This window comes from Collinsella aerofaciens, from assembly GCF_027679495.1.
Taxonomy (GTDB): domain Bacteria; phylum Actinomycetota; class Coriobacteriia; order Coriobacteriales; family Coriobacteriaceae; genus Collinsella; species Collinsella aerofaciens_AK.
Genome location: NZ_JAQEKC010000016.1, coordinates 38,225 through 51,667 on the forward strand (window position 1 = coordinate 38,225; position 13,443 = coordinate 51,667).

Consider the following 13,443-nt stretch of genomic DNA (forward strand, 5'->3'; position numbering starts at 1 on the left):
TAATCCTAAATCTCTGCATTTCATCTGATTTTAGGTTATAAAAATTCTGCGTTTCATCGATAATCAAGCATATAAAACTTTGCATTTCATTCGATGACACCGAGGGGAGAGCCTATGCTGCGCAGGAAAATAGCGGCAGAGCTGGAGCGTTGGCTGAAGTCTTCCGAGCAAAAGGCCTTGTTCATTACGGGTTCTCGCCAGATTGGCAAAAGCTATTCGATTCGCGCATTTGGCAAAGCCAACCATGCAACCTACATCGAGCTTAACCTCATGGAAAACCGCCAGGCAAAAGATGCTCTTCTCGAGGCGCGGGATGCCGATGATTTCATCAGCAGGGTGACGCTTCTTTCGGGAAAGTCGATTGCACCAGGCAAAACGCTTGTGTTTATCGATGAGGTCCAGGAGGCCCCCGACATCATGACGATGGCAAAGTTCCTTGTTGAGGACGGGAGGTGCCGCTGGGCGTTTTCGGGGTCAATGCTCGGGACTCAGTTCAAGGGCGTCAGGTCCTATCCCGTGGGGTATGTTCACGAGCTTAGGATGTTCCCGCTCGATTTTGAGGAGTTTTGCTGGGCAATCGGGGTGAGCGAGGGGGCTCGCCAAACGATACGTGACGCGTGTATCAGCGAGAGGCCCGTTCCTGATTACATTCATGACGCGATGATGGCAAACTTCAGGACCTATACCGTTGTCGGGGGAATGCCTGAGGTCGTGCAGCGTTTCCTTGACACGCAGGGCGACCTTGCCTCTGTTCGTCAGCTACAGTCAGAGCTCAACGAACAGTACCGGCGGGATATCTCCAAGTATGCAAGCGGGCGAGCCCTTCAGGTGCAGAGCATCTACGATCAGCTCCCTATTATGCTCGAGGGCGAAAACAAGCGCTTCGTGCTCAATTCCATTGACCCTAAGGCGCACTACGAGAAGTATCAGCGAGATTTTGTATGGCTTGTCGATGCCGGCGTTGCTCTCAAAGCCGATATCGTAACCGAGCCAAAATCGCCCCTGCTCAAGACGGCACGGCCATCGCAGTTCAAGCTATATCAATCGGATACGGGCATGTTGATGGCGCGCTACCCCGTTGGAGTCGCCCAAGCGGCGTATCTTGATAGCAAGGAGCCCAATCTGGGCGGCATTTACGAAAACGTGGTGGCCCAGCAGCTGGCTGCCCAAAATCGCCAGCTTTACTACTATCAGACAAAAAAGCGCGGTGAAGTGGACTTTGTGGTCGATGGACCGGATGGGACAGCTGTTCCGATCGAGGTTAAATCGGGCTCCTATTACCACGCGCACGCTGCACTCGGTCATGTGCTTGATACGGCTGAATATGGCGTAAGGCTCGGGATTGTTTTCTCGAGAGGCAACGTTGAGCGCAACGGAGCGGTTCTCTATTTGCCGCTATATGCGACCTGGGCCCTTTCGGATGTTTTGGGCGACTCCTGTGCCGAGGGGATAAAGTTGGAGGTCAAGCCGGTCTAGGGCCAGTCCCTTTGTCACATTCATGAGCGTGGGCAATCTCCCGTTTAGAGCGCCGTTTCGCGCTCAAAGTGGGAGATTGTCCACGCTCAATTTATGCCGAGGGCGCGGTTAGCATGGTTCGTGCGCCCACGAACCTACAGCTGCTCGAGCATGGCGGTGCAACCGGCGAGCACATCGCGGTAGGTGGCATCGAAATTGCCGGTGTACCAGGGATCGGCCACGTCGCCGGGGCGATCGGTCCAATCGAGCAAGCGCGTAATCTTGACGTCGGGGTCGTCGCCAAAAATGCGACGCAGGCCGCGCGCGTTCTCAGCATCCATATATACAATGTGGTCCCAGTCGCCATACTCCGCGCGACGCACCTGGCGGGCACGGTGCGCGACGACGGGAATCCCGACTTCGCGCAGCTTGGCGACCGTGCCATGATGCGGCGGGTTGCCAATCTCCTCGGTCGAGGTCGCAGCGGAATCGATGACAAATTCGCCCTCGCGCCCGGCGCGGCGCACCAACTCGGTAAACACCGACTCAGCCAACGTCGAGCGACAGATGTTGCCATGGCAGATAAAAAGAACGCGTTGCACAGGGTTTCCTTTCTAGACAGGGCCGTACGGCCTGCGGTGGCACTGTAACACAGCCCTTTCCAATGAAGCCAACTGCGCAGAGTGGAGGATGACGCAGCTCACGCCCACCGTCTGATGTAAAGCGGGCAAAAACGTTTTCCACGAAGACAGGGGTGCTCAAGATTTCATGTGTTCCAGATACATGAAATCGAAGAAAAACGTGTATCTGAAATACACGAAATTGCACTGCTGAAGCTTCCAGGCGGATAAACACTACTCGTATGGGACGGTTTTCACCGGTTGCTCGCCACCTTGGGCTATGTTCGCTCCTATGCCTGCATCCGGGGCTGTGCTGATTGACGCTTGCGCTCCCAGCGAGCCAACTTAATCGTCACCAGTGTGAGGGCCCAGGCCACAAGCGAGAACGCGGCGCCCACTGCGCCCACGTACGCAATGCCAATGCTGCTTACCACGGCGCCGCCCACTGCGGTGCCAAACGAAATGCCGATATTAAATGCCATGGGCTCAACCGAACTTGCGAGTACCATCGACTTGGGATGGCGGCTGCGTGCCACGTCCATAAAGTGCGTGATGCACGACACCGAGAACAGGTACATGAGTAGCGCCAAGCTAAAGACAAAGACCAGCGCGAGCGGCATGGTGCCGCCCACAGCAAACAGCCCGAGTAACGCCGCGGCCTGCAGCACAAACGTCACAAGCAGTGCCTTCATGCCAAAGCGCGCGTCGATCCATCCGCCCAGGATGTTCGAGATCAGGCAGAACACGCCGTAGGCCATAAGCGTGGTACTGGCTTCGACCGTGCCCATGCCCAGCACCTGCTCAAGATAAGGCGTCACGTAGCCGTAGAACACATAGACCGAGCCCACGCCAAACAAGAAGATGAGCATGCCGGTGATGATGCTCGGCTCGCGTAGCAGCCCCGCCTGCTCGCGGAAGGTGGCGGGCTCATCGGTCTGCCCGGCGCGAGGCATAAACGCCACGAGCGCTCCGCAGATCAGAACGGCAAAGGTCAGCGTGCCGTACATGGCTACGTGCCAATCGAGCGTGTCGGCTACAAACTTGCCGATCGAAGTGACAAAGACCATTGCCACGGAAAACGCACCATATACCACCGAGATGGCAAGCGAAGTTTGCTGCGGGGACAGAAGCTCAGGAATGTACGTCACGCCCACGGCGAGCAGCGCACCCGAGACAGAGCCCAGGACAATGCGCGAGGCGAACAGCACTTGAAAGTTGGGCGCCAACGCCATGACTAGGTTGCCGAGCACAAAGACGATGCTGTAGCACACGAGCAGCTGGTAGCGGCGGAAGCGCCCCGTGCTGAGCGCAAGTACCGGCGTGGCGATAGCGTAGACGAGCGCGAATACGCTGATGAGCTGGCCTGCGGTGGCAAGCGATATGCCGAGCTCCGTCGCCAGGTCGCTCTCGATGCCGATGACCACGAACTCGGAGCAGCCGAGCGAGAATCCCAACAGCACGAGCAGCGCCAGGCAGAGCTTGGTGCGCGCGGGGGAGAGCGCGGCGGCGGTTGGCTTACTTTTAGGCGTGGTTGCGGCGGTCAAGGTTGTCACTCCAATGTCGCATGAATAAGCTGAATTCAGTCCCTGCAACTCTACCAGAATGTGTCAGGTGCCCGCCCCCTTTGTCGCAGGCTGCGCTTGCCTGTATAGTCGCAATGCAGGCGAAGATGGTCTCAGGTACATCGCGGGCGACAGGAGATCCCGTGGGCATGCACACGACAAAGGTTGCAGTGGGCGAGGGCAAGTTTGCGCTCGAGGAGGCCCTCGAGGCCCCCTCCATTCGCGTTGCCCTCGCGATGTGACAAAGGGACAGTCCTTTTGTCACATTCCATTCCTTAGAAACTTGCAAATTCTGCAAGTTTCTAAGGTAACATCTTATAAACTTGCAAAAAATGCAAGTTTATAAGGTTTCATGTCTGGTCGGGCGCTAGGGAGACTCTATGGATATCGTTCGCCGAAGCCGTTATCTTGATCGACTCATTGCTTTTCAGGATACCGACCTCATCAAAATCGTGACGGGCATACGCCGTTGTGGCAAATCAACGTTATTGGACATGATGAGGGACTATCTGGCGCAACAGGGGGTGCCAGCCGAGCGTTTGCTGACCTTTAAGATGGAATCTCTAGAGTACGCGGGAATTACGGATTATCTGACGTTTTATCGTATGGTTCGGGAGCGCATCGACGGCATCGATCATCCCTACCTGTTCTTTGACGAGCTCCAGAATGTCGAAGGTTGGGAAAAGGCAGTCAACTCGCTCCGAGTGGATTTGCCGTGCGATATCTATGTCACGGGCTCCAATGCCTTTTTGCTATCGAGCGAGCTCGCAACGCTTATCTCGGGCCGATATGTCGAGGTCAAGATGCAGCCTCTCACGTTTAGCGAATATCTTGATTTTCGCTCGATTGATGCGGTCGCCGCTGAAGGGCTTGGTGAGAGGGTCGAACTTGTTTCCAAGACGGGCGATCGCCTTAATTCAAATACCGTGCTTGAGCAGTACATAACTTATGGCGGCATGCCGTTGCTGGCCCATAATGAGCCGAGACGTGAGCTGTGCCGCGACTATATCCGTAGCCTCTACCAGACGATCGTCGCGCGCGATATCCTGTCGCGTGCGACGCGTAGGGGTCGCGGAGCTATCACCAAGCGCGATGTTCTCGAGCGGCTCTGTGCGTATCTGGCAGACAACATCTCAAACCAAACCTCGGTCAACAAAATCGTAGGGACGCTCAACGAATCGGCGGGCGGTAAGACCAACGCATCGACGGTGTCGGCATATATTGACGCTCTGGAAGAGACGTACCTGTTTACCAAGGTAAAAAGGTATGACATCAAGGGGCGGGAGCTTCTTAAGACAGGCGGTAAATATTACATAGCTGATACGGGAATTCGCAGCTATCTTGACGGATATAGAGGTAGCGATAGCGGAAGGATGCTCGAGAACGTTATCTACAACCAGCTTGTATTTGAAGGATACGAAGTGTTTTGCGGCCATCTGCGCGCGGGGGAAATCGACTTTGTCGCAATCGGCGAGGGATCGGACCGCAAATATATCCAGGTTACCGAACGGATCGATGCCGAGGCGACGAGAGAACGCGAGCTGCGACCGCTCAAGCTAAGCACGCTAGGAAAAATTCCTGATTCGTATGAGAAGATCCTGATTGTCAGGGATGGCGACCATCCAACGGACATCGATGGCATCAGAATCGTGGGGGCAGTCGACTTCTTGTTGAGAAATAAGATTACCCGCGGCTAAACGCAAGCAGATTCGTTTCGATGCGACAAAGGAGCAGCCCTTTTTCGCATTCCGTGCGAGCCCTCGTGCCGTCTGAGGGTATAAGGCTAGCAAGTGTTTATTTGCGAGGCCTAAGGGGCGCCCCGTATGGATATCGATAACTTTGAATGGTGGTATAGCGAGGGCGAGGCTCCGGACGAGGGGTGGGACGAGCCCGCGTCGCGTGACGTGTCGAGCGACGAGGACGAGACCGGCAACGATGCCGCTGTCGAGCCTGATGCCGCCGAGCCCCTAACCTTTGAACAGGCCTGGGCCCAGGCCGAGGCCGACGAGGCTAAGGCCGATGCCACGGCCACACTCGGTGAGCCGGCCGACATGTCCATCTCGCCGGCCAAGACCCCGCAGCCGCGCCATAACATCGACCCCGGCAGCACGGCATCCTTCAGCATTCTCGACGTGCCCGCGCAAGGCGCCCAGGCGCCTGCGCCCACGCATCGCCCCGACCTGGCTCGCGAGGAAGACGCGGGCCGCCGCTCACCACTCGGCCCCATCCTCATCGCCTTCATGGCCGGCGTCATCGCTTGCTCGGCGATCGGAAATGTCTGGAGCCATGTGGAGCAACAGCGCAAAGATGCCGCCAAGGTCGAGATGTCTGTCGAGCAATCGCTCAGCCGCACGCGTTCGGTGCATGTGTCGGTCGAGGTCAAGGACGGCGCGACGTGGGACACCGCCCGCGGCGATAGTCAGATGCTCATCCACATCGTGGGCCGCACGCTCAGGGGGCAGGCGATTGACGAGTATCAATATGTCAACTCCGCTGGCGACGGCATCGAACTCAAGCCCGGCGACTACGAGCTCACGGTCGACGAGCCGCCCGTCGCCACCGATGGCACGCGCTTCCGCGCCTCAAAGCGCATGGTTCCCGTGAGCTTTAACTCGCAGGCGCCCGATACGGTCGACAGCACGCCGCAGGGCGGATTCGACCTTTACGCAATCGCTCAATAACTGCGCCTGCCGCTTCTCCTTGCCGCCAAGAGTGGCACAATAGCCCTCGACACTATTGTTTACTTTTGGAGGAAGTAGCATGTCCACCGTCACCACTATCAAGCGCGGCGGCCTCACCGCGGCCATCGATTCCATGGGAGCCCAGCTCACGAGCCTTGCCCTCGACGGCAACGAGTATCTGTGGCAGGGCGACCCGGCCTTTTGGGGCAAGCATGCGCCCATTCTGTTCCCCATCGTGGGCTCACTGCGCAACAACACGGCGACGTCTGCGGCTGGCACCTGCGAGATGCCGCGCCACGGACTCGCGCGCATCGTCGAGCACAAGCTGGTCGAGGTCTCGGAGGACGGCTCCTCGGTAACTTACGAGATCACCGATACGCCCGAGTCGCTCAAGGCTTTCCCCTTCCACTTTAAGCTCAACATGACCTATGCCCTGACTGGTGATGCCACGCTTACCCAGACCTTTGCCGTCACCAACACCGGCGATGTAGAACTGCCGTTCTCGGTGGGAGGTCACCCTGCATTTAACGTGCCCGCTCCCGGTGCCGAGGACGAGACGTTCGAGGATTACGAGCTGGCATTTACCGAGGCTTGGACCAACGAGGCCCCCATCATCACGCCCGATGGTCTCATGACGTTCGAGGGCAGCTACAAGGCGCCCGATAACTCTGACGTGCTGCCCATCACGCACCGCAGCTTCGATAACGATGCCATCATGTTCACCGATACCCCGGGTTCCACGCTCACGCTGCGCGGCCGCAAGTCGGGCCACGGCGTCAAGATCGACTTTGAGGGCTTTAAGTACATCGGCGTGTGGTCTGCCGCCAACGACGCTCCGTTTGTGGCGCTCGAGCCCTGGACCGGTCACACCACCATGGACACCGAGGACGACGTCTTTGAGCACAAGGTCAACACCATCACGCTGGCGCCGGGCGAGACGGACGTCCGCAGCTTTAGCGTCACTTTGCTCTAGAGGTTCCGCCGTTCTGACGAACGGCGGGCCGGTCGACGCTGCGCGACACCCAGAGCGACAATTTGTCATTCAAAAGGCACGGCATGACCAGAAGGTCTATGCCGTGCCTTTTTCATGCCAACTTGTTCGCTCTGGGTGGCGCTCGCTGGCATTGTCAAAACATCGACGTCGCCGTTTCCGTCAAGGGTTTGGTGCATGGGGGACAGGTTGCTTTGCGCCAATCGTCCTCGTGTGTCTATTAATTTTTCGCGCACATGCCGCGCTGCTGGTTGCGGGCGTATATCCTGTCTTATTGTCAGTAAAGCAAAATAGGGAAGGCACTAGATGCAATCTCGACAACAGCGCGACGCGCATCCGCAGCTGGTATGCAGCCGTCGCATCTTTTTGGGTAGCGCTCTCGCTGCGAGCGCTTCCGTCGTCGCCGGCGCGCTCGCCGGCTGTCAGCGCCCGTCCACGCTCAAGGTGGTTCAGCCCACGACGGGCGGCGGTCGCGACGACCTGTCCGATTCCGTGATCGGCAAGGACAAGATCCGCATTGGTATGGAGTCGGCCTACGCCCCGTACAACTGGCAGGTTTCCGAAGCCAGTGAGTACACCATCCCCATCGACAACGTGCAGGGCGCCTATGCCGATGGCTACGACGTGCAGATCGCCAAGATCGTCTGCAAGGCCCTCGGCGGCGAGCCCGTTGCCGTCAAGCAGAGCTTTTCAGGCCTTATCGATTCGCTCAACAACGGCCAGATCGACCTCATCATCGCCGGTATGAGCGCCACGCCCGAGCGCGAGGAGTCGGTCGGCTTTTCCGACCCGTACTTCATTGGCTACTTTGGCCTGTTCGTAAAAGAGGGTTCCCCCTACCAAAACGCCACCAAGCTCAGCGACTTTAGCGGTGCCACGGTACTCGGCCAAAAGGACACCATGCTCGATACCGTCATCGACGAGATCCCGGGCGTTGTGCACAAGAACCCGGTCGATTCGGTTCCCACGGTGTTCTCGAACCTGCTGCAGGGCACGTGCGATGCCGTGACCTACAACACCGAGAACGAGAAGGGCTATATGGCCCAAAATCCCGGTATCGTCCCCATCCATTTTGCCGAGGGCGAGGGCTTTAAGCAGGAGGTCGCGGCAAACGTCGGCTGCCGCAAGGGCTCGGACAAGCTGCTTAAACTCATCGACAAGACACTCAAGGGCATTAGCCAAGAGGAACGCGACCAAATGTGGGACGCGTGCCTCGATCGTCAGCCGGCATAGGGAGGCAGCATGAAAACCATCAATCGTCTGGCCTCCTTTATCAAGGCCGACCACCGTTATGTGTACCTGGGCACGAGCGTTGTCGCGGCGCTCGGCCTGGCGTTTAGCCAACGCAATCCCACACCGCTGAGCTTCTTAGCCCCCACCGGTATCTTCCAGGATTGCCTTTGGGCGATTCTTTGGGCCTGGATTGTCGTGTCGGCGGCGGCGCTTGTCACCAAGCTTATGCACTGGAGTGACTATCGCGAAACGTCGCCGTTCGCATCCGAGCGTTTCCACCGCGTCGCGCGCCTGGGCAGCTATGTCGTGGCCGCCATCGCGGCGATCTTTTTCGTGGACCGCTGCGTCATGTCGTTTATCGACCTGGTACAGGTGAGCATCGTCTCGGACTCCAACCCCAGCGACTTTTTGTCGAGCCTGGTCTACATGACCTACAAGAGCGGGGACTTCTTCATCCGCGGTATCGAGATCACCATCGCGCTTGCCACCTTCGGCACCGTCATCGCATTCTTCCTGGCGCTGCTTTTTGTGTTCCTGCGTATTCAGACCTTCGATCGCGTGGACAACGACCTGGTGCGCTTCTTTAAGAGTATCGGCCGCGGCTTTGCGACCATCTACTCCACCATCGTGCGCGGCACGCCCATGATGGTTCAGGGCCTGCTCATCTATTACGCGGGCTTCACCGTTTTGCGCGGCATGGGCTTCGAGACCGCCCAGGCCAACCAGATCTGGAGTACCTTCACCGCCGGCCTCGTCACCATCTCGCTCAACTCCACCGCCTACATGATGGAGGTCCTGCGCGGCGGCATCGAGTCCATCGATCCCGGCCAGGCCGAGGCAGCGCGCTCGCTGGGTCTTTCGCAGTGGCAGGCTATGCGCAAGGTCGTGTTCCCCCAGGGCATTAAAAACGCGATCCCCGCACTCACCAACGAGCTCATCATCAACATCAAGGACTCGTCGGTGCTTTCGGTCATCGGCGTGTTCGACCTCATGTACGCCACCACCACCGTCGCCGGCGTGTACTACCGCCAGATGGAGGTCTACTGCGTGGCGCTCGTGGTCTACCTGATCCTGACGCTCGTGGCGAGCCGCCTGCTCGAGGCCTTTGGCAAAAAGCTCGGCGCCGAGGCCCCGACAACGCTGCCCAGCTCCAACTAGGCTCAAGACGAGGAGAATCATCATGGCAGATATCGCCACTACCGGCACCGCGGCCGCCGCACAGACCAATGAGCCGCTCATCCGCGTCGAGGGCCTGCGCAAGAGCTTCGGCTCGCTCGAGGTGCTCAAGGGCATCGACCTGTCCGTTAACCCCGGCGAGGTCGTTACCATTATCGGCGCCTCGGGCTCGGGCAAGTCGACCTTCCTGCGCTGCCTCAACCTGCTCGAGACCCCGGACGCGGGCCACATCTGGTTCCACGGCCAGGACCTTACGGCCGAGCGCTGCAACATTAACAAGCTGCGTGAGGACATCGGCATGGTGTTCCAGGGCTTTAACCTGTTCAACAACATGGATGTGCTCGACAACTGCACGCTCGCGCCCGTCACGCTCAAAAAGATGAGCAAGGCCGAGGCTGAAAAGGTCGCGATGGAGCATCTGACGAGTGTGGGGCTCGAAAAGTTCGCGCACGCCGCTGTGGGTCGCCTGTCCGGTGGCCAAAAGCAGCGCGTGGCCATCGCGCGCGCCCTATGCATGAATCCGCAGATCATGCTGTTCGACGAGCCGACCTCCGCACTCGACCCCGAGATCGTGGGCGAGGTGCTCGAGGTCATGCGCAAGCTCGCGGCCGACGGCATGACCATGGTCGTCGTCACGCATGAGATGGCCTTTGCCCGTACGGTGTCCGACCGCGTGGTCTTTATGGATAAGGGCGTGGTCCTCGAGGACGCCGCGCCGGCCGAGCTCTTCGGCAACCCCAAGCACCAGCGCACCCGCGAGTTCCTCTCGCGTTATCTCGAGGACAAATAACCGACCGCAAACGCTTATGTGGCAGGGCCGCTCCGGTGGGGCGGCCCTCGTCATCACAATCGAAAGGATGTCATGGCCGAGGTTTGGCGCTTCTTTGCGCATGAGGACGATTTTGCCGATATAGACGAGGCAGGCGCGTGCGAGCGCTTGGGCCGTGTGCTGTCGTTTCCGACTATCTCGAGCATGGATGCCGAGGCGGTGGGCTGGCGGCCCTTCGACGACCTGCGCGCCTATATGCAGCAGGCCTGGCCGCATGTATTTGCGGCGGGCGAGGTCGAGCTTATCGACCATTCGCTGCTGGTGACGCTTGGCGGTTCCGACCCTACTCTCAAGCCCGTTGTGCTCATGGGCCACATGGACGTGGTCCCCGTGGTGCCCGGCACCGAGGCCGACTGGACGCACGCCCCCTTTAGCGGGCACGTGGACGACGCTTACATTTGGGGCCGCGGCGCGATCGACATGAAGGACCAGGTCGCAGGCATTCTCGAGGCTGTTGAGTATGCGCTGGCGCACGGCTGGGAGCACGAGCGGACGCTGCTGCTCGCTTTTGGCCAGGACGAGGAAACCACTCAGTTCGGTGCGGGTGCCATCGGCCGCGTGCTCGAGGAGCGCGGTATTGAACTTGAATACCTGATCGACGAGGGTGACTACCGTATCGTTTCGGCTGCCGAGTACGGCGCGGGCGAGGGCTGGCTTATGCATGCCGACCTGGCCGAAAAGGGCTATGCCGATATCGTGCTCAAGACGAAGAGCGCGGGCGGGCATTCGTCCAACCCCTACGGCGGCACGTCGCTCGAGGTACTCAGCCGTGCCATCGCCGCAATCTGCGATATCGAGTGGCCGACGCGCGTGACCGATCTGCTTGCCGCGCAGCTTGTCGAGCTGGGGCTCTACACGGTGGATGAGATTGCCGCCAACGGGGGCGCCATTGTCCGCGATTGCCTCGCCAGCAAGAAGCTCTATCCGCTCGTGACCACCACCTGTGCACCGACCCAAATCGAGGGCGGTAGCACCGGTGCTAACGTGATGCCGCAGGATATGTGGGCCAACATTAACTTCCGCATGCTCGAGGGCACGAGCGTGGCCGACGTTGTGGCGCGCTGCCGTGAGGCGGTTGCCGGGGCGGACCTTGCCGGTCGTGTCGAAGTGGAGCTGGGCCCCGGCAGCTCCGAACCCTCGCCGTCCCCGCGCATCGGTGGTCCCGGCCTCGAGGCGGTTCGCTCCATCGCCGCCCGCTATTTCCGCGATTCAAAGGGGACGGAGGAAAACGGATCATCCGAGCCGTTGGCGATTGTCCCCTCGACCGTGATCGGCGCGACCGACGCTGCCAACTACCAGCGCATTTGCTCCGAATGCATTCGTTTTTCGGCGTTTGTGGTCGACGATGACGAGTGCGACCGCGGCGTCCACGGCACCAACGAGCGCATCACCCGCCGCGCCTACCTCCAGGGCGTGCGCTTCCTCATCGCCCTGCTCCACACGCTCTAGAATGTGACAAAGCGACGGTCCCTTTGTTAGCCGTTGGGGACGTTCTTAAACGACTAGCCGTTAAGGAACGTCCCCAACGGCTACGTCCACTCATTCCGTGCGGGTTATATGCAGGTTTGCCTGCGCACGCTATCATGTATGGGTTAGATCGCAACTATGTACCCCATACGCGAAGGGATGCGCATGTATCTGAAGATCGACATGTTCTAGCCGGGCTTGCCCCCGCAGCGGCGCCCCGCGCCCCATCAATTCTGCCGATTTTCACCTTCACGCATATAAAGGAGTCCCGCCATGCGCGACAAGCTCGAAAAGATCATCAAGGCCTACGAGGAGCTCGAGAAGAAGCTTTCCGACCCGGCCGTCGCCTCCGATATCAAGGAGTTCACGCGTCTCAACAAGGAGTACGCGCACCAGTCCGACCTCATCGCCGCCTCGCGTGAGTACATCGGCGCGCTCGATGACATCGAGGCTGCCAAGGAAATGCTCCACGATACTACCGATGCCGATGAGAAGGAGATGCTCCAGATGGACATCTCCGAAAACGAGGCCAAGCTTCCCCAGCTCGAGGAAGACATTAAGTACATGCTCATCCCGAGCGACCCCAACGACGACAAGAACACCATCGTCGAGATTCGATCCGCCGCCGGTGGCGACGAGGCGGCCATCTTTGCCGGCGATCTGTACAAGATGTACCAGCGCTTCTGTGAGTCGCGCGGCTGGAAGACCACCGTGCTCGACTCCAGCCCCAGCGAGGCCGGCGGCTTTAAGTCTATCGAGTTCAAGGTCGAGGGCGACCGCGTCTACTCCGTCATGAAGTTCGAGTCCGGCGTGCACCGTGTCCAGCGCGTTCCCAAGACCGAGTCCCAGGGTCGCATCCAGACCTCCACGGCTACCGTCGCCGTGCTTCCCGAGGCCGAGGAGATTGACGTCCAGATCAACCAGTCCGATCTGCGCATCGACACTTACTGCGCTTCGGGCCCTGGCGGTCAGTGCGTTAACACCACCTACTCCGCCGTGCGCATCACCCACCTGCCCACCAACACCGTGGTGCAGTCGCAGGAGCAGCGCTCCCAGATCCAGAACCGCGAGGTCTGCATGCAGATGCTGCGCGCTCGTCTGTACGAGATGGAGCTCGAGAAGCAGCAGGCAGAGCTCGGTGCCGAGCGCCAGAGCCAGATCGGCCACGGCAACCGTTCCGAGAAGATTCGTACCTACAACCAGCCCCAGGACCGCGTGACCGATCACCGTATCGGCTTCAACTCCACCTACAACGGCGTCCTTCTGGGCGACCAGCTCGGCACCGTCATCGAGGCGCTCGCCGCCGCCGAGCGTGCCGAGAAGCTGGCACAAGCTGTTTAGGTTCCGCCGTTCTACCGAACGGCGGACCAGCCGACGCTGCGCGGGCCGCATTTGGACAATCTGACGTTCAACTTCAAGGGCGCGACCA

The 13,443-nt window shown here is 59.4% G+C and carries 11 protein-coding genes; 9 read left to right on the forward strand and 2 right to left on the reverse strand.

Features of this window, described 5'->3' with window-relative positions; genetic code table 11:
- Positions 1-114: 114 nt before the first annotated feature.
- Positions 115-1,476 carry an ATP-binding protein gene (locus tag PGW49_RS07055; RefSeq protein WP_270226053.1) on the forward strand — a complete coding sequence of 454 codons (1,362 nt, stop codon included), beginning with the start codon at positions 115-117 and terminating at the stop codon, positions 1,474-1,476.
- A 134-nt stretch (positions 1,477-1,610) separates the two neighbouring features.
- Here the strand turns inward: PGW49_RS07055 and PGW49_RS07060 are convergent, their stop codons facing one another.
- Both PGW49_RS07060 and PGW49_RS07065 read right to left on the reverse strand, forming a co-directional pair.
- The gene (locus PGW49_RS07060) at positions 1,611-2,057 is read right to left on the reverse strand and encodes a low molecular weight protein-tyrosine-phosphatase (protein ID WP_270226055.1); all 447 of its coding nucleotides are present in this window, start codon (positions 2,055-2,057) and stop codon (positions 1,611-1,613) included.
- A gap of 308 nt (positions 2,058-2,365) precedes the next feature.
- Positions 2,366-3,628 carry an MFS transporter gene (locus tag PGW49_RS07065; protein WP_270226056.1) on the reverse strand — a complete coding sequence of 421 codons (1,263 nt, stop codon included), beginning with the start codon at positions 3,626-3,628 and terminating at the stop codon, positions 2,366-2,368.
- 389 nt (positions 3,629-4,017) lie between these two features.
- Between PGW49_RS07065 and PGW49_RS07070 the strand changes: the two genes are divergently transcribed.
- From PGW49_RS07070 to prfA, 8 genes are all read left to right on the forward strand, one after another.
- Positions 4,018-5,334, forward strand: coding sequence for an ATP-binding protein (locus PGW49_RS07070; protein WP_270226057.1), 1,317 nt, complete (start codon positions 4,018-4,020; stop codon positions 5,332-5,334).
- 126 nt (positions 5,335-5,460) lie between these two features.
- Positions 5,461-6,318: a hypothetical protein gene (locus PGW49_RS07075; protein ID WP_270226059.1), complete on the forward strand. Its 858-nt coding sequence runs from the start codon at positions 5,461-5,463 to the stop codon at positions 6,316-6,318.
- A 79-nt stretch (positions 6,319-6,397) separates the two neighbouring features.
- A complete protein-coding gene (locus PGW49_RS07080) occupies positions 6,398-7,291 on the forward strand; it encodes an aldose 1-epimerase family protein (RefSeq protein ID WP_270226060.1) in 894 nt (297 codons plus the stop codon).
- Between the two features lie 324 nt (positions 7,292-7,615).
- The gene (locus PGW49_RS07085; protein WP_270226061.1) at positions 7,616-8,542 is read left to right on the forward strand and encodes a transporter substrate-binding domain-containing protein; all 927 of its coding nucleotides are present in this window, start codon (positions 7,616-7,618) and stop codon (positions 8,540-8,542) included.
- A 9-nt stretch (positions 8,543-8,551) separates the two neighbouring features.
- Positions 8,552-9,700 carry an amino acid ABC transporter permease gene (locus tag PGW49_RS07090; protein WP_270226062.1) on the forward strand — a complete coding sequence of 383 codons (1,149 nt, stop codon included), beginning with the start codon at positions 8,552-8,554 and terminating at the stop codon, positions 9,698-9,700.
- A gap of 22 nt (positions 9,701-9,722) precedes the next feature.
- A complete protein-coding gene (locus PGW49_RS07095; RefSeq protein WP_006235692.1) occupies positions 9,723-10,508 on the forward strand; it encodes an amino acid ABC transporter ATP-binding protein in 786 nt (261 codons plus the stop codon).
- 72 nt (positions 10,509-10,580) lie between these two features.
- A complete protein-coding gene (locus PGW49_RS07100) occupies positions 10,581-11,996 on the forward strand; it encodes a M20/M25/M40 family metallo-hydrolase (RefSeq protein ID WP_270226063.1) in 1,416 nt (471 codons plus the stop codon).
- A gap of 291 nt (positions 11,997-12,287) precedes the next feature.
- Positions 12,288-13,355 (forward strand): peptide chain release factor 1, encoded by a 1,068-nt coding sequence (prfA, locus tag PGW49_RS07105; protein ID WP_055252487.1) that lies wholly within the window; start codon positions 12,288-12,290, stop codon positions 13,353-13,355.
- The last annotated feature ends 88 nt before the right edge of the window (positions 13,356-13,443 follow it).

Coding starts and splice junctions, on each gene's coding strand:
- PGW49_RS07100 (WP_270226063.1), top strand. CDS start 10,581: ATGGCCGAGGTTTGGCGCTTCTTTGCGCATGAGGACGATTTTGCCGAT.
- PGW49_RS07075 (WP_270226059.1), top strand. CDS start 5,461: ATGGATATCGATAACTTTGAATGGTGGTATAGCGAGGGCGAGGCTCCG.
- prfA (WP_055252487.1), top strand. CDS start 12,288: ATGCGCGACAAGCTCGAAAAGATCATCAAGGCCTACGAGGAGCTCGAG.
- PGW49_RS07085 (WP_270226061.1), top strand. CDS start 7,616: ATGCAATCTCGACAACAGCGCGACGCGCATCCGCAGCTGGTATGCAGC.
- PGW49_RS07055 (WP_270226053.1), top strand. CDS start 115: ATGCTGCGCAGGAAAATAGCGGCAGAGCTGGAGCGTTGGCTGAAGTCT.
- PGW49_RS07095 (WP_006235692.1), top strand. CDS start 9,723: ATGGCAGATATCGCCACTACCGGCACCGCGGCCGCCGCACAGACCAAT.
- PGW49_RS07090 (WP_270226062.1), top strand. CDS start 8,552: ATGAAAACCATCAATCGTCTGGCCTCCTTTATCAAGGCCGACCACCGT.
- PGW49_RS07080 (WP_270226060.1), top strand. CDS start 6,398: ATGTCCACCGTCACCACTATCAAGCGCGGCGGCCTCACCGCGGCCATC.
- PGW49_RS07070 (WP_270226057.1), top strand. CDS start 4,018: ATGGATATCGTTCGCCGAAGCCGTTATCTTGATCGACTCATTGCTTTT.